Origin of the sequence: Bacteroides sp. MSK.20.12 (assembly GCF_019052435.1) — a bacterium.
In the GTDB taxonomy this organism is placed as follows: Bacteria; Bacteroidota; Bacteroidia; order Bacteroidales; family Bacteroidaceae; genus Bacteroides; species Bacteroides xylanisolvens.
The window spans coordinates 1-20,982 of sequence record NZ_JAHQVH010000051.1 but is presented as its reverse complement, the minus strand read 5'-3'; the positions used below and the strand labels follow the sequence as shown (position 1 = coordinate 20,982).

17 protein-coding genes and 1 pseudogene are annotated in these 20,982 nt (G+C 41.2%); 6 read left to right on the top strand and 12 right to left on the bottom strand.

What is annotated here, in order from left to right:
• Positions 1–8: 8 nt before the first annotated feature.
• The 5 genes from KTR06_RS20690 to prfB all read right to left on the bottom strand — a co-directional run bounded on the left by KTR06_RS20690 (position 9) and on the right by prfB (position 5,174).
• Complete coding sequence (locus KTR06_RS20690) at positions 9–1,133, bottom strand: hypothetical protein (RefSeq protein ID WP_217290768.1); 1,125 nt, start codon at positions 1,131–1,133, stop codon at positions 9–11.
• Positions 1,117–2,307: a DUF3575 domain-containing protein gene (locus KTR06_RS20685; protein WP_217290767.1), complete on the bottom strand. Its 1,191-nt coding sequence runs from the start codon at positions 2,305–2,307 to the stop codon at positions 1,117–1,119. The genes KTR06_RS20690 and KTR06_RS20685 overlap by 17 nt, the downstream gene beginning before the upstream one ends.
• Before the next feature lie 243 nt (positions 2,308–2,550).
• Complete coding sequence (locus KTR06_RS20680) at positions 2,551–3,603, bottom strand: porin (protein WP_217290766.1); 1,053 nt, start codon at positions 3,601–3,603, stop codon at positions 2,551–2,553.
• 235 nt (positions 3,604–3,838) lie between these two features.
• On the bottom strand, positions 3,839–3,973 hold the full coding sequence (locus KTR06_RS24675) for a hypothetical protein (RefSeq protein WP_049701693.1): 135 nt from the start codon (positions 3,971–3,973) through the stop codon (positions 3,839–3,841).
• 84 nt (positions 3,974–4,057) lie between these two features.
• Positions 4,058–5,174 (bottom strand): peptide chain release factor 2 gene (gene prfB / locus KTR06_RS20675; protein WP_117683141.1). Its coding sequence is split into 2 segments (ribosomal slippage): positions 4,058–5,110 and positions 5,112–5,174, totalling 1,116 coding nucleotides; the frame shifts between segments, so codons are not numbered across the junction.
• Between the two features lie 271 nt (positions 5,175–5,445).
• Here prfB and KTR06_RS20670 point away from each other — a divergent pair.
• Positions 5,446–5,772, top strand: a pseudogene (locus KTR06_RS20670) (insulinase family protein); the annotation flags it as partial.
• A gap of 245 nt (positions 5,773–6,017) precedes the next feature.
• On the opposite strand, the gene KTR06_RS20665 reads toward KTR06_RS20670, so the two are convergent.
• Positions 6,018–7,832: a long-chain fatty acid--CoA ligase gene (locus KTR06_RS20665; protein ID WP_217290765.1), complete on the bottom strand. Its 1,815-nt coding sequence runs from the start codon at positions 7,830–7,832 to the stop codon at positions 6,018–6,020.
• Between the two features lie 109 nt (positions 7,833–7,941).
• Here KTR06_RS20665 and KTR06_RS20660 point away from each other — a divergent pair, with 109 nt between their 5' ends.
• Positions 7,942–9,009, top strand: coding sequence for a M20 family metallo-hydrolase (locus KTR06_RS20660; protein ID WP_217290764.1), 1,068 nt, complete (start codon positions 7,942–7,944; stop codon positions 9,007–9,009).
• Between the two features lie 120 nt (positions 9,010–9,129).
• On the opposite strand, the gene KTR06_RS20655 is transcribed toward KTR06_RS20660, so the two are convergent.
• Positions 9,130–10,323: a TlpA disulfide reductase family protein gene (locus KTR06_RS20655; protein ID WP_217290763.1), complete on the bottom strand. Its 1,194-nt coding sequence runs from the start codon at positions 10,321–10,323 to the stop codon at positions 9,130–9,132.
• Positions 10,324–10,409: 86 nt separating this feature from the next.
• Positions 10,410–11,429: a DUF2059 domain-containing protein gene (locus tag KTR06_RS20650; RefSeq protein ID WP_087323708.1), complete on the bottom strand. Its 1,020-nt coding sequence runs from the start codon at positions 11,427–11,429 to the stop codon at positions 10,410–10,412.
• Positions 11,430–11,766: 337 nt separating this feature from the next.
• Here KTR06_RS20650 and KTR06_RS20645 point away from each other — a divergent pair, with 337 nt between their 5' ends.
• The 4 genes from KTR06_RS20645 (at position 11,767) to KTR06_RS20630 (ending at position 14,327) form a co-directional block, all read left to right on the top strand.
• The gene (locus tag KTR06_RS20645) at positions 11,767–12,234 is read left to right on the top strand and encodes a hypothetical protein (RefSeq protein WP_004299546.1); all 468 of its coding nucleotides are present in this window, start codon (positions 11,767–11,769) and stop codon (positions 12,232–12,234) included.
• A gap of 149 nt (positions 12,235–12,383) precedes the next feature.
• Positions 12,384–12,962 (top strand): hypothetical protein, encoded by a 579-nt coding sequence (locus tag KTR06_RS20640; RefSeq protein ID WP_133304340.1) that lies wholly within the window; start codon positions 12,384–12,386, stop codon positions 12,960–12,962.
• Positions 12,946–13,293, top strand: coding sequence for an IS66 family insertion sequence element accessory protein TnpB (tnpB, locus tag KTR06_RS20635; protein ID WP_087323712.1), 348 nt, complete (start codon positions 12,946–12,948; stop codon positions 13,291–13,293). The genes KTR06_RS20640 and tnpB overlap by 17 nt, the downstream gene beginning before the upstream one ends.
• A 110-nt stretch (positions 13,294–13,403) precedes the next feature.
• Positions 13,404–14,327, top strand: coding sequence for a transposase (locus KTR06_RS20630; RefSeq protein WP_120070431.1), 924 nt, complete (start codon positions 13,404–13,406; stop codon positions 14,325–14,327).
• Between the two features lie 346 nt (positions 14,328–14,673).
• Here the strand turns inward: KTR06_RS20630 and KTR06_RS20625 are convergent, their stop codons facing one another.
• The 4 genes from KTR06_RS20625 to KTR06_RS20610 form a co-directional block, all read right to left on the bottom strand.
• Positions 14,674–15,771 (bottom strand): cellulase family glycosylhydrolase, encoded by a 1,098-nt coding sequence (locus KTR06_RS20625; RefSeq protein ID WP_087323713.1) that lies wholly within the window; start codon positions 15,769–15,771, stop codon positions 14,674–14,676.
• 138 nt (positions 15,772–15,909) lie between these two features.
• Positions 15,910–17,796, bottom strand: a complete 1,887-nt coding sequence (locus KTR06_RS20620) for a sialate O-acetylesterase (RefSeq protein ID WP_217290762.1) — start codon at positions 17,794–17,796, stop codon at positions 15,910–15,912.
• A gap of 106 nt (positions 17,797–17,902) precedes the next feature.
• A complete protein-coding gene (bglX, locus tag KTR06_RS20615; RefSeq protein ID WP_087323718.1) occupies positions 17,903–20,182 on the bottom strand; it encodes a beta-glucosidase BglX in 2,280 nt (759 codons plus the stop codon).
• 19 nt (positions 20,183–20,201) lie between these two features.
• Positions 20,202–20,982 (bottom strand): beta-galactosidase trimerization domain-containing protein (locus KTR06_RS20610; RefSeq protein ID WP_254306449.1); only part of this gene is annotated, 781 nt, incomplete at its 5' end.

The following is a 20,982-nucleotide window of genomic DNA, read 5'->3' as shown; positions in this document are numbered from 1 at the left end:
ACCTATTCTTATACTTCCACTTTAGGATCGTCCTCTTCCGGTGCCGGGAACCAAGTATCAAAACCGTCTTCCTCGCCCCATTGAATAATCTTATCACCGTCAATCCGTAATTCTTGTGTTATCTCCAGCATACCTTCAGGCTTTGCAATCACGGTATATTCGTTGTTGCCGTCTTTCACCGTCTTCGTCAGTCCCGCATCCATAATACTTTGATACAGATTGATGCCTCCACTAAGCACCCGCTCTGTATTTTCCCCAACGGTGACGTAAATCGCTATTTGCAAAATGCCCGGACCGGTAATACGTTTCGGACTTTGACTACCAATGATTCCCAACACTTCAAAAGTCTCGCGACAGGACAACAAGTCGCCCTGTGCCATATTCTTATCGTAATCTGTGCGAAAAACGATTCGGCCCAGATCTTCTGTATCAAGTACATTATTCAGTAATCTCATTCGCGTCACTATCCCGGATAATTCGCAAATCACCGAATTGATTCTCACATTGGCATCTTTCCTGATCTTGAAATCGACGGATATTTTCTGCGTAACAGGTTGCAATTTAGCATACACTGTAGCTGTTTGCCCTGTGTAAAGAGATACGTTATGTTGCTGATCTTTAAAAATGGGACCTTTATAGTTGATAAAAGGCACTCCGGGATTGAAATCCACCCAATCTTTCTGCTCAAGTTCAGGTAGATCTTTTGCATCTTCTTTCTTCACTTTCAGAGAAAGATTGCGCATGCCGTTGTGATAATCGTTAATGTAATCATCCAGTCCTTCAACATCGTAATATGTTTCATTCAGACCAACAAAAAAGAAAGTATATTCACCACTCTTCAGTCGATGACCGGTTTCCTCTCCACTCACACCTTCTTCGAAACGGGTATCCGAATTATCATCCGTAGAAAGAGGTAACGTAAATTCAGACCGCCAAGTGTTGACAACTCGACTTGCAATCACTTGCACCGATTTCGGTTTGTATTCCTCATTCGTGACAAGGTCAAGCCCGTCAAAACCGAGGTCGACATGAACAAGTGACGAGTGCGGATGTTCTTCCTCCGGACATAATTCCACCTGTGTACATGCAGTGAGAAGAAAACACGGCAACAATATTTTAATCAATGTTTTCATCTTTCCTCCCTTCCGATTTCGAATCTTTCGTCGCACCCTTTTTATTCTTTTTCTTGTTTTTCTTCTCTTTTTTTGGTTTTACAGATTGCTTCAAACTAGCTTCCGATTCTTCTTTTCCTAATTCTTTTTTCTGTTCAGTTTTCTTTTGTTCCGTTTTTGCTTTCTTCTGCTCCGCTTCATTCTTTTTCAGTAGTGCTTTTTCTTCTTTCCGAAGACGACGCGCCTCATTAATAGAATCATTCAGATTTTTGCGTTTCATTTCACGCTCATGCCTTGCCGCCTGTTTCACGTGGTCAACCAGTTTATACTTATCTTTAATAGAAGCAAACCGATAAACAAAAGCAACACGCAAATCGGTTATCACAGGATAAGGAAGAACATGCCATCCTTTACTTTTTCCGACAAGTGTAGGGTAGCAGTTACTCTCGGCATCAAATCCGTACTTATCATAACGAGTAAACACACAGCCTACACTTCCACCTAATTCTAAATCGACAAAATGATTTTTATATCCATAGAGTGGAATACCGAAACCTGCGGACAAGCCCGCTCCGTAAGTATATCCCTGAACACCTTCTTTTCCGAATTTAAACGAATAGTTGCCCAGATTAGTGTAAATGCCCCAATAATAGGCCCGCCAGTAACGAGGGTGTTGGCGTTGTCTGGTAAACACATCTTCGCGAAGCCATTTCAAAAAACTGACTTTTTCCTTATCCGAACGATGTACTTGCGATAGTTCCGTACGCCAATAACGGCGCACCTCAAGACGGGCATCAAATAGATTGTAGACAGTAGAAGGTAGATATTTTTGACTGGTTTCCCAGTTCCACTTCACCCCCATCCCTACCGTGATTTTATTATAACAGGAAGGAGTCAAGTCAAACTCCACAGCAACATTGGGGAGAAGACACAACCAATCGATGGCATTTGTTCTAACTGCCAGTCGAGATTTAAATGGCATAATGGAATCTTTCTTTTCCACTGCCGTTTTACGTACTGCTAACGCTTGGGCACTACATTCCAGTGCACCAAAAGAATAAAAGAAAATCAACAAAAGGACAAATAGCAGTTCTGTCCTTAAATTACGCCCATTCCTCTTTTTTCCTATAGCAGACGCGCCCTTATACTTTCTCCATATCGGGAAAGTACCCACCTTTGCGTCCTTATTCCTCATATTTGCTTATTAAGCCTCTACTATTCTATCGCTTGCTTTTTGCAAACGCCCAATATTCTTACAAATTCCCTATAACCTTTATAAGTCAACCGCAAATATATTATATTTCTAAATAAACGCAAACAAAAAACTAAATAATTATAAATATCAAGGCAAATAAAGAACTTAATCGGCAAAAAATGAAACCATATTTCCAAAAGCCATATAACTCTGTCTCACCGTGTATGCCACAAAACACATAAATCAGAATCTCGTCATGAACTCAATCACGATTTTGTCCCGTTCCGATTCTTTAGGGACGCCGGAGTTCTTATAGAAATATTTCTCGAAGTTCAGTCGGAGGTCGGCAATGAAAGCTTTGGAAAGACTTAGTGTGATTCCGCCTGTCACACGATGTCGGGCATAATCATTTATAATCAGAGCTTTTGTCGTTTCATCCATCTTGCCATCACTATGATCGGTCATCATATCATAGCGAGCCAGGAAGGAGATTTTATTGAATACTTTCTTCAATGGTAAATCGTAATTAATAAAACTATTCACCGCATGAACATCTTTAAATGCTTCGTGGCCGTACATTTTATATAAATATTCCGCCTCAATATGAAAACAGTCATTCTGATAATAGATACCGGCATCGTACATATTAATCCGTACATTTTCCGGTTTTATCATTTGGGTGCTAAGTGTCAGATTCCAGTTCTTATTAGGCAGTAGCTGCGCTTTTATGGAGTAATTCAGCGTTTTATGCCATTCTTTCTGATTTGTCAGACCGGAGCCGTTGAACAATCCCCCTTCAAGAATAAATGGGAAACCGTCTTTATTCGTATAACCAGCCGTCAAACCGACATCACGCACATTTCCTACTTGCTTGGCAATGAATGAACGGTTGGCAAAATACTGCTGATGTGGTGAGCGGTGAGCATCTATCGTGAAAGGAACGCGCATCTGACCGATCGTAAAATTCAGGTCTTTCACCGGAAAAACACGTGCATACGCATCAAGCATTTTAATGGAACCTTCGTCGGAAAGGTCGATTTCCGCTTTATAGGCAACTAACGGATGTACATTCCCCGAAACACTAAAGCGCGCGTTACGTACTTCAAAACGACTTTCACTTGTTTCTGTCTGGTATTCATATTTTCCCCGGATAGTTCCGTGAATCTCCGGCAGGTAATCCTTAAATTCCATTGTCTGCTTATCCAGCTTCTTGCCATCCCCGGCATCTTCTTTTGCCTGTCCAAAGGCCATTGTCGCCAGCAAAAGCATGACGACGATTGTTGTGATTCTACTCATTTCAGTTATATGCTACTAAATTCACGGCAAAAGTACAACTGTGAGGATACACGAAGATGACAAATCGAATACAGGAAAATGACAGAAAAGTTACATTCATATTACATAGAATACAAATGCATTACAAAACAAAGAGTTCACCACAGATTACGCAGATTAACACAGATTGGATTTGATATTCATTCTATTAATAGCCAAACAGTCTGGGTTGACCGTGTAATTTGTGGTGAACTTATCAGCCGAAAAAGGAAAATGCAATCAGCATAATCAATGCCAAAATAATTAATGAGACGAACACTATTTTGACAACCTTTTGAGCTTGTTCTTCTTCTTTTTTGGTAATCGCTACTTTTTTCTTCCCCTTACTCATAATAGTTAGCTTTTAAGTTCAACGCTAACAAAGTAAGTACAAATCTTTTAACTTTCCAAAAATAACACTTGCTAATTTTATTTTTTATGATTCTTGTGAAGAAAACTCCATCAGATAAGCTTTGATAAAGCCATCTATTTTGCCATCCATCACACCGTTCACATCCGAAGTCTGATAGTTGGTACGATGATCTTTCACGCGACGGTCATCAAATACGTAGCTACGGATCTGGGACCCCCACTCGATCTTCTTCTTACCGGCTTCCACTTTCGCCTGTTCTGCCATACGATGCTGCAATTCCTTATCATACAAGATGGAACGTAGTTGACGCATTGCATTCTCACGGTTCTTCGGCTGGTCACGGGTTTCGGTATTTTCAATCAGGATTTCTTCTTCCTCACCGGTATAAGGATCTTTGTATTGATAACGCAAACGGACACCGGATTCTACCTTATTTACATTCTGTCCACCGGCACCACCGCTTCGGAATGTATCCCAAGAGATGTTGGCAGGCAAAATATTTACCTCGATACTGTCATCCACCAGCGGAGTAACGAATACAGAAGCAAAGGAAGTCATACGTTTACCTTGCGCATTGTACGGAGAAACACGAACCAGGCGGTGCACACCGTTCTCTCCCTTCAAATAACCGTATGCAAAATCACCTTCAATATTGATAGTACAGGTTTTGATTCCGGCTTCGTCACCTTCCTGAAGGTTGGCAATGGTAGCTTTATAACCGTTGGTCTCGGCATAACGCAGATACATACGCATCAGCATAGAAGCCCAGTCCTGACTTTCCGTACCACCGGCACCTGAATTGATTTTCAACACACAATCCATCTGGTCGGCTTCGTCACGAAGCATATTTTTGAGTTCGAGTGCCTCTACCGCTTCACTAGCTTTGGCGTAAGCAGCGTCCACATCTTCCTCGGTCACCAGTTCTTCTTTATAGAAATCAAATGCCAGTTCAAGTTCATCTGCCAATGTCTTGAGTTCGTTGTATCCTTCAATCCACTTTTGCAGGTCTTTCACCAATTTCATTTGAGCTTCGGCCTTCTTCTGGTCATCCCAAAATCCCGGAGCTTGTGTTCTTAATTGCTCTTCTTCGACTTGAATTTTCTTCCCGTCGATGTCAAAGATACCTCCTCAGCGCATCAGTGCGCTCTTTCACGTCTTTAAGTTGTTCAATAGTAATCATTTGATTTACAATTTTATTATTTACAAAATTCAGATATCGGGGGACAAAGATAAGCAAAAATCTGCTACCTTTGTTTTTGTTATTAAAATGTTGTCATATTATGAACAAACTATTGAAACTTTCTTGCTTGTCACTCTTCCTGACATAATCTCTGGGTACTTCGGACATGACACCGGAGGAACTGAAAAGTGAATTCTATCGCTTGGCTTGTACTTTCTACGTATCTCCAGGCAACGAACGTACGTATGTCGTACTCTCCGGACTGAATGAGAATATGCCGGAATCGGAGGCTGCATTCAAACTGGCTAAAGACGGATTAACGAACCGCCTGCGTACCGAACGTATCATCAAAGGTGACATCATCTGGAGTTATATCAATGCACAGGACCTAGGCCAAAACGTAGACCCGCGTATCAAGCTCTACAATGATATACAGAACATGACGCTGAAAGACATTGCCGATTTCCAAAAGCAATGGGTAAAAGGACGCACGTATGTTTATTGCATTCTGGGAGATAAGAAGGATTTGGAACTGGATAAGCTGAAAGCTGTAGGTCCTATTGAAGAATTGACACAGGAGCAGATTTTCGGATACTAAAAAGGAACGAATAAACTAAGTATGTCCTCTAAATAAGTTTATACTATCAAAATCAAGAAGTTTTTCTTTATAAGGAATTTGTAAAAATGAAAACAATACAAACTAATTAGGGAGATGTACTTATAAATAATAAACGGTGAACAACTCTGCCAATTGCACAGATTTTGTTCACCGTTTTATTGTTTGCGACTTATCGTTTACGGTTTACCGTTTCATATTTAACGTTCACCGTCACCGTCCATCTCTTATTTCTCATTTTCTTCGTACATCTTTTCAATCTGCTCACTATAATTCTTGGCAACTACCGACCGTTTCAATTTCAACGTATTAGTCAGTTCTCCACGTTCCATGCTGAATGGCTCAGGCAGTAAAGTGAAACGTTTGATTTGTTCATAGTGCGCAAATTGTTGCTGAAGTGTATCGATCCGCGCACGGAACAATCCTACAATCTTCGGATGCTGCAACAGTTCCGTCATATCCTTATATTCAATACCCTTTTCTTTGGCATACTCTTTCACAAATCCATATACAGGAACAATCAGAGCCGAGACAAACTTACGTTGATCGGCGATAATGGCAATCTGGTCGATATAACGGTCAATGACCAACTTCGTTTCCAAAGCTTGCGGAGCGACGTATTTGCCGTTTGATGTTTTGAATAAATCTTTAATACGTTCCGTCAGGAAAAGCTGTCCATTTTTAAAGTAACCGGCATCACCTGTATGGAACCAGCCATCCGGCTCAATAGCGGCAGCTGTGGCTTCCGCTTTTTTGTAATAGCCTTTTGTGATCGTCTTACCCCGAAGCAGGATTTCATTGTCTTCACCGATTTTCACTTCAATCCCCGGCAGTACAACACCTACCGAACCGATATCATAGCCAACCGGCAGTGTACAAGATACAGTAGCCGTAGATTCCGTCAGTCCATATCCTACCACCATATTGATTCCTACCGAATGAACGAATTCATTAATCTCATCGGGAACAGCAGCACCGGCAGTCGGGAAAAAGTTACCGTTCTCAATACCGATTGTTTTTTTCAGTAGAGAGTAGATTGTCTTTTCGTAGAATTTATATTTCAGTTGATTCATCACCGGAGGAGTCTTACCCAAACGCAGATAATCCAGATTATGGATTCTACCTACCCGAATAGCATCCAGCATCAGTGCTTTCTTCAACCCTGTTGTTTCATTAATTTTCTCCTGTACACCTGCATATACTTTCTCCCAGAAACGGGGAACACTACACATCAGCGTCGGACGAATTTCCTTAATCGTTGTCTGAATATCCGCCGGACGGAGATTGATACAAATCTGCACTCCTTTATGAATACAGAGATAACACCATGCTTTCTCAAACACGTGTGTCAAGGGGAGGAAGTTCATAGATACATCCTTATCCGACATGGTCGTCAAACGGTCATCGTGTGTATGAAACTGTTCCAGATAACAGGAATGATGAAGCATGACGCCCTTCGGTTCACCCGTTGTGCCGGATGTATAGAGAATGTTTGCCAAGTCATCGTATGAAGCCCGTTCGGTACGCTCTTCTACCGTATCATTGTGAGGTAATCCCTCTCCCATCGCCATAAACTCATCAAAATAGATAGACGATACGTCGCGGGGATCTTTCACTACCGAACGGTCAAAAATAATCAGTTGTTGCAGAGAGGTGCAGAAACCAAAGATGCTGAAAGCAGCATCATACTGGTATTGCTCGCCTACAAAAAGGAAACGAATCTGCGCATCATTAATGATATATTGCGCCTGCGCAGGTGAACTCGTTGCATAAAACGGAATAGTAACAGCCCGATTGGCAAACGCGCCAAAGTCGACATAGAACCATTCAGGTTTATTCTGTGAAAATATACCGATATTCTCTTGTTCTTCCACTCCCAATGCCACGAAAGCATTAGCTGCTTGCCGTACTGATCCGGAGAACTGCTTCCATGAAATAGGAATCCATTGAGCTGTCTCATAGTCACGGTATTTTAAGGCTACCTTGTCGCCATATTTTTCGGCCTGACGATGGACCAGGACAGATAAATGATGATAAGTCATACTCTTTGTATTAGTAAATATGGTACAAAGGTATTAGTTTTATTTGAAACTATTGCTCAAAACGACTATCTTTGTGCAAATATTAAGGTATAGATAAAAGATTTGCACTATGAAATATGATATTCCGTATATGACAACAGAGGCTGTAAGCCTGCTTAAATCACTGATTAGTATTCCTTCAATCAGCCGGGAAGAAACCCAAGCTGCGGATTTCCTGCAAAACTATATCGAAATGGCAGGTATGCAGACGGGACGTAAAGGAAATAATGTGTGGTGCTTTAGTCCGATGTTTGATCTGAAGAAGCCGACTATTTTACTTAACTCCCACATAGACACAGTGAAACCGGTTAACGGTTGGCGGAAAGATCCGTTCACTCCACGTGAAGAAAACGGTAAGTTATATGGATTAGGAAGTAACGATGCCGGTGCCAGCGTTGTTTCGTTATTACAGGTGTTCCTGCAACTATGTCGTACTTCGCAGAAATATAATCTGATTTATCTGGCCTCTTGTGAAGAAGAAATTTCAGGCAAGGATGGCATTGAGAGTGTATTACAGGGGCTCCCTCCTGTTTCGTTCGCCATAGTAGGTGAACCTACAGAGATGCAACCCGCCATTGCCGAGAAGGGATTAATGGTACTAGATGTTACCGCAACAGGTAAAGCAGGACACGCAGCGCGTAATGAAGGAGACAATGCTATTTACAAAGTATTGGATGATATTGCCTGGTTCCGTGACTATCGTTTTGAGAAAGAATCGCCCTTGTTAGGTCCCGTGAAGATGAGTGTTACTGTTATCAATGCCGGTACACAACACAATGTGATTCCCGATAAATGTACTTTCATCGTCGATGTCCGGAGCAACGAGCTTTACTCAAATGAAGAACTGTTTGCTGAAATCAAAAAGCATATTTCCTGTGAAGCCCAAGCCCGTTCATTCCGTCTCAATTCTTCACGAATTGACGAGAAACACCCATTTGTACAGAAAGCTATGAAGTTAGGACGCGTTCCTTTTGGTTCTCCAACATTGTCCGACCAAGCCTTAATGTCCTTCCCATCGGTAAAAATTGGTCCGGGACGCTCGTCACGTTCACACACGGCAGAGGAATATATTATGCTGAAAGAGATAGAAGAAGCTATCGGACTTTATTTAGAGCTATTGGACGGGCTTCTGATTTAAGCCATAGCTATTCATACTTGCTGTAAGAAATCCGATATAACAGTCACGGCAGGTATGAATTGTCCACCAATACGAACAAATTCATCCAGATTAGCAAATCACGATACTATAATACAACAATCATTCCAACAGATTAAACAATGTCTTTTCCAGCTTCTTACTTCTTAAATCTTTTGCAACAACAATGCCCCCCGGATCTACAAGAAAAGTTTTGGGTATTGCATAAATACCATATACATCAGCAGCATCCACATTCAATACTTGTGTCCAGTTCATTCCGAGTTCTTCAATAGCAGTCCTCCAAGCTTTCTGTTTCTTATCTATAGAGATACTAATCACCTCAAATCCCTTAGAAGCATATTTCTCATAAGCAGCTTTCACATTGGGCATTTCATTCCGGCACGGACCGCACCATGAAGCCCAAAAGTCTATTAACACATACTTCCCCTTACCTACATAGTCGGACAACTGTTTTATCTCTCCAGCATTGTCTTTCACCTTAGCGTTCGGAAAACGTTCGCCAATTTTTATCTTAGCGTCCATTGCCTGCCGTTTCTTTTGTTCTTCACGCTCCTCCGGAGTCATTTTCTTTTCACGTTCGGCCTCAAAACGCCGGGCCATTTGCCTCATTTTTTCTAATTTATCTTTCACCAATACATGCTGCGAAAACACAGGAGAAGCCTCGCTCATCATATCTTCTAAAAAACTGTAATACATAGACACCTCTTCTAAAGATAACAGAAATACTCCCACCAAACTGTTTTGGTGTTTTTCTACAAAAGCGCGAATCGAATCCCTCTGTGCCAAATCTATCTCCACATTTCTCCGCCATATTGCAGCAAATGCAGTATCCCGTTTCAGTGCTTCTCTAAAACTCTCTCCGGATTTCTGACTCATAACAAGTGAAATATTACTTTCCACTATTTTTTTGTTATTATTTATCACCGACTGCATTCCTTTCCAAGCCACATCCAAAGTATCGTTCAGCGGTGTACCTCCTACGGTCCTCGTGGTAAGATTAATCACAATCTTTCCTTTTTCGAGAATCAACGGATAAGTTTCTCCATCCCTATCCTTAATAAGTGCAATATTCGGTGTCTGACGTACACCAGAAAAAGAGAACTTTCCCTTTTTCACTTTTGCACTGTCGAGAATGACTTCTTTGGCTTTCTCTCCATCATCCATCAGACACAAATACAACAACTGATTATTCCATTTCTCACCAGCATTGCCTCTAATCGAAAACTTTCCTTGTGCAGAAGAAAATATAGCAATAGCACAAAACGTGCATAAAATCATAATTCGATTTCTCATACGGAATAAGTTTATATCAAAAAAAACAGTTCACACTTATGTTCAATACCTGCTATTGTCATTTCAAATTCTAATAATCATTTAAACTAATAATAGATCTTCTTATTTTTCTTATCGGAAACGACCTGATAATCCTTCACCTCTATATTAAAAAATGATTTAAACTTTCCATCATCATTAGAAGGCAACTGTTCTTTATCTTTTTTGTGTGGCAACTCAAGAATATCTATTTCTTTCACACTTTTCTTCAGTTTCGGGAATAAAAGACTGATATAAATATATTTATGATTAAATCCTTTGACAGCCAACAGCCTCCCCATCGGAGCTCCACCATCATATCCCCGCACATTATACTCATCGCCACTTTTCTTATCGATAATCTTAAATCCCGGACTATAATACAACCATTGCCAATCCCAATAAATAGGTTGTATGAATGTCACTTTAGTATCATTCTTTCTCCTTTCAATCGAATATAAAGAAGGACTTGTAGACATCCCATTCTCATACGCTTTCTCATACACTTCTTCAGGAACTATAACTATACTATCGCTTGGAAGCATATAGGCTTGTGCATATAATTCTTTATCACGCTTCTTCTTTTGCTCATATTCTTTCAACCGCTGTTCACCTCTTTTTACTCGTTCACTTTTCTCCGGCATTACCTCTTTGGACATCTCGGTATGGAGTTGCTGCACTAACAACGGTGTTGTCTCACGCATAACAATCAATGAAGCCTCTTTATATTTTTTACCTACGGGAGATTCATAAAATGCAGCAACAGCTTTTAATTCTTCCAATGTTAAATGCTTCTCATAAACAGGCATATACATTTCAAACATCTTATTTTCTACTTTCTCTTTCCAGTTTTTAGAGAACTCATTCCAATAAGCCTCATCCTTTTTCGGCGCATTCAATTTCATTATAGATGATAATCTCTGGAGAAAGTCATCCGTAGTAGTCGAAGTACCAGAAAAATCCATGATTTTCTTCAACGTTTCTTTGTACTCATCTGTCGCATTTGTATTTTGTGCAGAAGCTGGTAAAATTAAAGTAAACAGTGCAATTATACACATCGTTACTTTAGGAAGGAAAATGTTTTTCATAATTATCTAATTTCATTTATTTTGATTCCATATTTTATTTTGCATTTTTTACAAAGATACACATTAAATCTATATCATTTAATAGAATAGTACAATCAATGAGGCTACTATCCGGCTGCCCTGCAATGTATAGATAAACGAAATATCCCCTATTCATCGCTAATTATAACATTCATTCCCCTCTCTTATCAAAATGGCTTTGGACAATTCATTTCATCTTTTGATATGATATTATTATCTTTTTCTCACATACTTCGTTCATTTTTCGTAATTAACGCTATCTTTGCAATAGGTCGCTAAATCTAAATAAGACTTTCAAAATACATAATATACGAATATGAAAAAGATTTTATTTTTATATATCATTCATCTAGGATTTGCCCTACAACCCATACAAATTCAAGCTTGTTGTCTCGACAATGAGGCTGTTCTCGCCAATGGGACTGCCATTATTCTACAATCACCTAAAGTGGACAATACCAAAACCATTCAGTTCATCAAAGATTTCTACGCAAACTACGTTTTTGGAGCAAAGAATTATGTTCCGGCAGTAAAAAAGCATTGTACAGCCAAATTGCAAAAGCAGCTGAAAGATAACTACGAGTATGACGGCGAAGGATATGCGATATGGAACTTCCGAACAGGTATGCAAGACGGACCAAGCGACATATCTAAAGTAACATCAGTAACTGCATTGGGAAATGGTTTATACAAGGTCAATTTCATTGATATGGGAATAAAGGGTAACCGTACTTTGAAAATTATCGACGTAAACGGGACACTGAAGTTCGATGCTATTAAATAATCCCCTCTAAGCAGATATATTATCAATTTAACAGATAACTAAAAAAGCCTTACTATTCAATCAAACAATGAAAGTAAATCATCTATAAGACTACATCCTTCACCGCTTTCACCTTCTTCCTGAAACCTCCGTCCAAAACAAGAAAACGGGTGAAAGCGACCATGCAAAAGCCCTTCTATCACGCTTTCACCACTTTCACCGACATACTTCAAATCGGTAAGCGTCTCCGCGATGCCGTCTTGTTTTATTTGCCATTGTCTTCTACCTTTGCCCTCAAAAAAAAGACGGCTCCTCCTAATCTTCCTTATCCTTTGATTGTTGAAGACTACAAGCACCATCTTCGTAGTTTTCCTGACAGTTATTTGAGTTTTCAGTCTTTTTGTGAACTCTACAATGTCCGTGTTGAAAGTGTCCGTCAATGGATGCGTCGTCGTGGCATTGATCTCAGCGTATTATATTATGAAGTCTTGTTGAAACGTTCCACCTCTGCTCCCGCTTTTGAAATCCCCCAGACCTTTTACGGACGGCGTAAAACTTCCCGTCCGCCTGCTGAACAAGAGCCGGCTGCCGTGCAGGTTGTATCCTCCCCTGAAGTTTTAAAAGGCGTTTCCATTACATTTCCTGACGGCGTGACAGTCAATATCCGACAAGCCCATGCCACGGCATTGACCAAATTCATCGAATCCTATAACAAACTAAGTACCCAAAGCTATGTTCAGTCTGAATGAATACATTAGTTACTACCTTTATCCACGCTATATTGATATGAATAAAGGAATCGAATGCCTTTCTGAATTAATCCGCTCGCAGATGAATGCCAACCCCTTAAGCGGAGACGCTTTCCTGTTTTTCGGCAAGAAAAAAGACATGGTCAAAGTACTTCGCTGGGATACCGATGGATTTATTTTATATCAAAAACGATTGGAAGAAGGTACTTTTGAATTACCCCGTTTTAAGTCTTCTCAAGGGCTGTGTAAGCTTGAATGGGAGATCTTTTTTATGATAATGAAAGGCATCTCGCCGCGCTCAGTACTTCTGAGAAAACGTTTTAAAACCTAGCTTTTAACAGATTAACACATTGATATACAAATATTTAATCATGAACATAATTTATTTTACTAACATATTATCCGTATCTTTACACCATAAATTACAAACGGATAATAAGCTTGCTGGAGGAACAATTACGTTTTTCCAAAGAACAAAACAATCAGCTGCTTGATCAGAACAAGCGTATGCCCGAACAGTTGTCTGCCCAGTCGAACAATGTCTTCCTTCTTACCCATCAGGTTGAAACTCTTACAGAAGCACTACAATCGCTTGAAAAAGCCTTTTCTGCAAAGGAAGCGTCTATGCAGAAAATGCAGAAGACTAACCAGGCATTAAGCAAACTGATAACTAAAAAATCAGAGAAAATAATCCCTATTCCATCCGCTGACGAACCGGTAGGGAACCGAAAGAAAAAAGCTCCCTCTCCAAAGGAACGCGGCAACAACAATGCCCGGCGTAAGGAATACTTTGACCTGGAGATACAAGAACATGACATCTATCCGTCCTGTCCCGGCTTCCAGCCCGAATTTGGGGAGTTTTTGAAGATAGTGGATTCCATCCGCTACGAATATATCCCTCCCCGTTTCATCAAACATATTAACCACCAGTATTATTGCCGGTACATGGGAAATATTATAGCCGGGAGCCTGCCTGCCACGCCGTTGCTGAACTCCAATTATGATGCCTCTTTCATTACCGGTATCCTGCAATTACGTTATATTTATTCCATGTCGGTGGAAAGAATCATCAAACTCTTTGCCGAAAACGGCTTCAAAATGAACAAGTCCACCGCACACGGGCTGATCCGGAAAGCGGCCCGGGTGTTTGATGTCCTGCAGGAAGTTCTGCACGATGCCGTCCACAAGGATGATTATCTGCATATGGATGAGACTTATCATACCATATTGGAAAAAGGAATCCAATCAAAGACCGGAAAGAATTCCTGCAAAGGATATATTTGGACAAATGGAAGAAGTAACGGCATCGCAGAGACGCTTACGCAACAAAGCAAGCCTCCTGACAGTAATTGTTTAAAAGAATAAATAGACTGTTTCATCATTTTCCTTATCTTGTGCTCTTGAATCACAAATATAAAAAGAATTTGTGAGATTCAGGCAGATTTTGGTGGACTAATTCAATTCGCCTGCTAAGTTCGGTAGCCCCACCCAGCTCGGAAAGCCTGAACCTGCGCGGTTCGGACTTCCGAGTTATCTTCCAAAAGGGATATACGGCACTTTGCATATCCACACGGGGTAAAGCCGGAGTCCGAACGATATAAAAGATTTGGTTATCCGGACTTCATTGACAAACAAATTGAACAAGCTGAAATCCAATTTGCCAGAAGCGGTTTGATGAAGATGTTTGCGGATAATAATCTTTATGTGGATTCTATCTTTCTCCTGTCAGAGATTGAATACAATCGACTTCTTCCTGTTGATAAGGTACTCCGGTAGAACGATAGATATCATGAAACCATAATTCCGGTTCTTCGCCTGACGAAATAACGTCATCCCAGGCAAAAATAGTATTTGTCTTTCCTGCAACAAATCCCCAATTGATGGCGCCTACCTTTTCTTTTTTCATCAAAGGAAGAACATTACAAAAGCGACTGTCATTGCGACGCGCCATATATTCAGTACAGATCAACGGACGGTTAAGCATCTTCAGAAATTTGATACATTCGCCATGCCGCTCCTCATTATCGTAATTATGATAAGAGATGATGTCCGAATGATTCAACACAAACGCATTCAGGACATTCTTCCGGGGAGAATTATAGTCCCATACACCGGCAGTAATCGGTTGTGACGGTTTACAATCGCGCACCCAACGAAAGACATTTGTCAATAAAGACAAAGAAGTTTCTTCATGTTTACTATTTCCGGGTTCATTATACAAATCCCACATCAATATCCGGTCATCGTTAGCATAGGTCCGAACAATATCTTTTACATACTCTTGTAGAAAAGGATATAAAGTCAGTGTATCTTTGCGCAAGCTACACGAAGGGTCCTGCACCCAGCCGGAATTATGAACACCCGGCTTCGGTTTTGGTTGTTCACCATAAGTTGACTCCGGATTCCAACAATCATCGAAGAACACAAACATAGGGCGGATTGAATACTTCCTGCAAATATTCAAGAATTCATCCATACGTTTCTTCATTCCTGCCGCATCATTTTGCCATACGACACTGCTCAAGAAAACGCGTAAGGTATTAAAGCCCAGTTCATGCGCCCATGATAGTTCTTTGTCAATCTGTTCAGGATCGAAAGTATCCGTACTCCACATTTCTATCTGATTGATTGCCGTTGCCGGAATATAATTGCAACCGACCAGCCAAGGCTGATTGTCATACCATTTCTGTATTTTCTCTTCCGGCCAACGGCTGTTATTTGAAGAACTAGATTTCTGTGTACAGGCACATACACATATTCCCGCTAAAAAGAATAAAAACACAACACTAACATTCCATTTATTTTTCATTGTATAATAATTTATGATACTATTTTCAATTGATTAATGTGTAAGGAACTCCCTACAAAATATGGTTATTGTCTGATTTTTAACACTAAAAAGGAGACGTTCCATGTTTTACTGAGACGCTAACTGAGATCACTTATTCTACTTATCAGTCGCAAAAGGCAAAACAGGGAGATTATTGTCTCCATAAAGGTTACCGTCCGGATAATCAGCCCAATTATAGCGCACAACTGAAGGTCTCTCTACAAGAACAGATTTTAATTCTATCGTCTTGTCATCAATCATTCGGGCATTTGCATATCCCCAATTATTATCCTTGTCACCAACAATAAATCCTGTAATTACACCTCCATGAGATTTTACTAATTTGTCGAATCTCAGCAGGGCTTTGTTACCTTCAAACTTTGTTTCAATACATACAGGAGCCTCGCAGATTTGTCGTTGTCCATACGTCTTATCCAAAGCCAAAAGACATAGTCGTCGTGCGACTTCAGCCTTATTTGTCGGGTGGATATCAATTGGATTGCCTAAATCTACAGCACTTGCCATTGCGGTATTTGGTAATTCAAGAGCTTTCGCTTGTGCCTGACGCAGAAGAGCCCATTCAGACTCCGGCTGCACCGCAACAGGCTGCAGAAAACCAGCCAACTGCACAAAATAGAACGGCATATCAGGTTTTCCAAATGCTTCACGCCATCCTTTTATCATATTCTTGAAACATACCTCATACATTTGGTCACGCCCAACGTTATTGCAACCTTGATACCATATAACACCGGCAACAGGCATTTGCGTAAGTGGATAAATCATTGCATTATAGAGCACGGTCGGGAAATTAGGCGATGTAGGCTCTTTGAATTTTATGTGCGACTTCGCAAAATCACTTAAAACTATATACGACCACATTCCGTCTAATGAATATGACACACCATTGACATCTGCATATGATGATTTCCAAATACCACCACCTCCACCATTGTCTACTACCTCAATAGTTATGACGTTTTTTCCAGCATTAACATAGCGACCATCGACAAAGTAATGACGAGCTTTCTCAAAACCTGATGTAACCCCTACTTTAACCCCATTGAAATATGTGCAGTCATAATCATCTATTGCTCCGATATGCAATTGCAAGGGGCTACCGGCAGCTTCCTGTGGAAGTTCCAATTCATATTGAAATACAACAACACCATCGAGCCCTGGCAGGCCATTGTCTTCCCATAGAGACGGCACACTCATGCTCTTCCATGGAATTTCCTGATGAAAAAGCGCCCGATTAATAGGATATTCAATCTTCTGAGGTGCATCATATTCATCATAAAGCTTTTTGAATATGTTATCCCGTAGTTCATCTTCCGAAAGGCTACTTTCGAGCAGCCGGTTTATGTTTTTTATTTCAGGCACATTCCTTAGAGATTTTTGAGGAGTCCATGCTTCAATATCCGTTCCTCCCCATGTGGCATCTATAATACCGATAGGTATATTAAGCGAATCCTGTAGCATCGTGCCATATAAATAACCTATTGCCGAAAACGAAGCTGCCGATGGCGAAGATTCTATCCAACCATATTCTACGGCAGCATCATCAAGTGGAGCGAGCGATGTTGTATTCTTAATTTGCATTAAACGCAGAGCCGGATGATGCATTGAAGCGACAATCTGATCGGCATCCATAAGTCTGGCCCAGTCTCCACGTATCGGGAATTCCATGTTCGACTGCCCTGAGCATATCCAGACCTCACCAATGAGAATATTTTGCAATACTTTTTTATCTACACCATCATTTATTACCATTGAGTAAGGACCACCAGCAACAGGAGTGCTAAAACGCAATGAGAAGTAACCGTCGATATTGGCCTGTGTCGATATACTTTCCTGTAACCAGTCAGCAGAGAGAGTAACTCTCGATTTCGGATTGGCATGCCCTGACATTGTAATGGTTGAATTTCGTTGTAGTACCATATTGTCAGTGTAAATTTGAGGCAAGACAATCTCGGCAACGACATTGTCAACGCATAAAATCATACATGTCAGTATGAGAAAGTATCGAAGTTTTTTCATCTTTATTTCTTTTTATAATCATCTATTTCTACTTATTTTATATCAAACTGTGCTATAGCTATCGTTCACATTATTCAGCTTTAAAACGTTTAGTCTGTACATCGCGAGAGTTCGGCCCTACCATTACATCAAATTCTCCCGGCTCATAAAGATATTGCAATTCCGAATTATAAAACTTCAAGTCTGCTGCGGTAATGATAAACTTCACTTCACGGCTTTCACCCTTTCTCAGGAAGATTCGTTCGAAACCTTTCAGTTCTTTTATCGGCCGGGCTATTTCCGCGTATATATCATGCAAATAAAGTTGTACTATCTCGTATCCATCATAATTCCCTACATTACTCACGGTCACAGATACCGTCAAGTCTCCATTCTCAGATAATGTTTCCGAACTCAAATGCATATCTCCATAGGTAAAACGGGTATAACTTAAACCGTATCCGAAAGGATAAAGAGGTTCATTGGTTGTATCCAAATAATTACTGGAATAACGATTGAAAGTACTATTATCAGGGTCGGGACGTCCTGTGTTCAAGTGATTATAGAATAAAGGAAGCTGACCGACCGAACGGGGAAAAGTAGTAGTCAATTTACCACTCGGAGACATTTTGCCGAACAACACATCAGCAATAGCGTCACCCGTTTCACTACCACCAAACCAGACATTCAAAATGGAATGGACATTCGCCTCCTCCCAATTCAAAACTAACGGGCGCCCCGTAAACAAAAGCAGCACAACAGGTTTACCCGTTTTTACCAAAGCCTTCAACAAATCCTGTTGGGCATCGGGAATATTAAGATTTGTACGTGAAGCCGATTCGCCACTCATTTCCGCACATTCACCTAAAGCAGCAACAATAATATCCGCGCGAGCAGCTGTAGCAAGTGCATCATCCAGTAATTGACGATTGTCGCCACGTTCCAAAGGACGTATGCCGACAGCACCCTTCTCAAGCCTCTCGTCATAGTAGATATTGCTACCTTTCGCATATAGTATTTCAGCCTTATCACCTACTGCAGAACGAAGACTCTCCAACAAAGTAGCATGACGGGAAGGAGTACAAGTCATACTCCACATTCCGCACATATTGTTACGCGCATCAGCCATAGGTCCTATTAGGGCTATTCGTCCCTTCTGTTCGAGCGGAAGCAGATTATCGGTGTTCTTCAGCAGGACAAATGTTTCAGCAGCAATCTCACGTGCTGCGGCACGGTGAACATCCGCATAAAGAACATCTTTGGTACGTAAGGTATCACAGTATTTATACGGATCTGAAAACAGACCTAATTTATACTTTGCTTCCAACACACGTCGGCAAGCTGTATTAATCTGTTCCTCGGTAACCTTACCCTCTTTCAGAGATTCTGCAAGTGTGTTCAGAAAACCGCAGGAAACCATATCCATGTCCGTTCCCGCCTGTAAAGCACGTATGGAAGCCTCTTTCAGAGGGGCCACACCATGAGTGGACATTTCGGCAATAGAGTTATAGTCTGTCACCAATAGCCCGCGGAAGCCCCATTCATCACGCAACAGGTCAGTCAGCAACCATTTATTCGCTGTAGCTGGAATGCCATCCACCAAATTAAAGGAGCTCATCACACTACCAACACCGACATCAACTGCTGCCCGATAAGGGGCAAGATATTCATTATACATACGTTGCCGACTCATATCCACCGTGTTGTAATCCTGACCTGACTCGGAAGCACCATAAAGTGCAAAATGTTTCACACAGGACAAGATCTCATCTTTTCCCTGCATATTGTTACCCTGATAACCGCGCACATATGCTTTTGCAAACAGAGAACCCAAATAAGGGTCTTCACCACTACCTTCGGCAATGCGTCCCCAACGGCTATCGCGACAAATGTCAACCATGGGACTGAAAGTCCAACTGATACCGTCGGCACTGGCTTCAACGGCAGAAATACGAGCCATCCGTTCCACTGCCAGTGTATCCCAACTACAGGAAAGCGCTAAAGGAATAGGAAAAATGGTTTCATAACCATGGATAACATCCGCACCAACAAGCAAGGGAATTTTCAGACGACTTTCCTCCACGGCCAAACGTTGCAGGGCGTAAATCTTATGGACTCCCTTTACATTGAAAAAGCCACCGATCTCCTGTTTACGAATCATCTCTCCAAGCTCACCGTTCATTACAGAACCGGTAACAAGGTCACCACCGGAAGGCAAATTCAACTGTCCGAGCTTCTCATGGAGAGTCATTTGATTCAGCAAATCTGTAATAAAATGATCCATCTCTATATCTTTCCTTTCGTTAGATTGCGAACAAGAAAAGAATATAAATCCGCACAAAACATAACATAAAAGATTCCTTATTTTCATATATTTACCAGTTGGTTTATTATTTATTTGTTTTTTCTTTCCATACCACCACTCCGGCAGGTTCGAGGCGTGCACTGCCGATCAATATCTCCGCCTCATCGGGAATGGCTATTTCCTGAATGTCCGATGTATAGTTCAAAGCGATATAAAAACCGTCCCGCCATTCCTTCACTACTCCGTATGGTAAATCTTCAGTCGGTACACCGGCTTCCTCATATACACGACGTACTACTTCTTTCTCCAATTTCCCGTCATCGGTATCCGTTCCGATATAGGTGACCGTTCCTTTACCCAGTCTACGGTGTATCACGGAAGCAGCTCCCTTATAAAACTGGTCCGCATACACAGCCCAAACATCTGTTCCGGCAGCCGGAGTTAGTACGTCCGCCCAATTGTTCCAGGCGTATTCCTCATCGCCAAAATCTACTTTTCCGTAGAGACTGTGAGGCAGATGGTCATAGTACAAGCTGTTTATTCCGGCCAGTTGGTGGATGGGAGCAGCCAAAGGAGCCTCCCACAGTTTGGCATTACGGTCTTTCTGTCCGGTACGGCAGGTCAGAATCAGATGTCCTCCATTCTTCACGTATTCAGTCCAACGTTCTACCAAATTGTTATCAAGCAACTGATAAGCCGGCGCAATCAGGAAGGGATAACCCGAAAAATCCTCCTTCTCCGAGATCACATCGACGGGAGCGGCAAAGGATTTCAACAGGTTGTAATATTTATGTATGTGCGGCATCGTCCACCACTGGTCTGTCTGACGCTGGAACTCCATTTCCCAATAGTTGTTCATATCGAAA

Coding starts and splice junctions, on each gene's coding strand:
- KTR06_RS20665 (WP_217290765.1), bottom strand. CDS start 7,832: ATGACTTATCATCATTTATCTGTCCTGGTCCATCGTCAGGCCGAAAAA.
- bglX (WP_087323718.1), bottom strand. CDS start 20,182: ATGAAAATAAGGAATCTTTTATGTTATGTTTTGTGCGGATTTATATTC.
- KTR06_RS20625 (WP_087323713.1), bottom strand. CDS start 15,771: ATGAAAAATAAATGGAATGTTAGTGTTGTGTTTTTATTCTTTTTAGCG.
- KTR06_RS20645 (WP_004299546.1), top strand. CDS start 11,767: ATGAAAAAGATTTTATTTTTATATATCATTCATCTAGGATTTGCCCTA.
- KTR06_RS24675 (WP_049701693.1), bottom strand. CDS start 3,973: ATGAGTAAGGGGAAGAAAAAAGTAGCGATTACCAAAAAAGAAGAAGAA.
- KTR06_RS20655 (WP_217290763.1), bottom strand. CDS start 10,323: ATGAGAAATCGAATTATGATTTTATGCACGTTTTGTGCTATTGCTATA.
- KTR06_RS20680 (WP_217290766.1), bottom strand. CDS start 3,603: ATGAGTAGAATCACAACAATCGTCGTCATGCTTTTGCTGGCGACAATG.
- KTR06_RS20650 (WP_087323708.1), bottom strand. CDS start 11,429: ATGAAAAACATTTTCCTTCCTAAAGTAACGATGTGTATAATTGCACTG.
- tnpB (WP_087323712.1), top strand. CDS start 12,946: ATGTTCAGTCTGAATGAATACATTAGTTACTACCTTTATCCACGCTAT.
- KTR06_RS20620 (WP_217290762.1), bottom strand. CDS start 17,796: ATGATTTTATGCGTTGACAATGTCGTTGCCGAGATTGTCTTGCCTCAA.
- KTR06_RS20685 (WP_217290767.1), bottom strand. CDS start 2,307: ATGAGGAATAAGGACGCAAAGGTGGGTACTTTCCCGATATGGAGAAAG.
- KTR06_RS20660 (WP_217290764.1), top strand. CDS start 7,942: ATGAAATATGATATTCCGTATATGACAACAGAGGCTGTAAGCCTGCTT.
- KTR06_RS20690 (WP_217290768.1), bottom strand. CDS start 1,133: ATGAAAACATTGATTAAAATATTGTTGCCGTGTTTTCTTCTCACTGCA.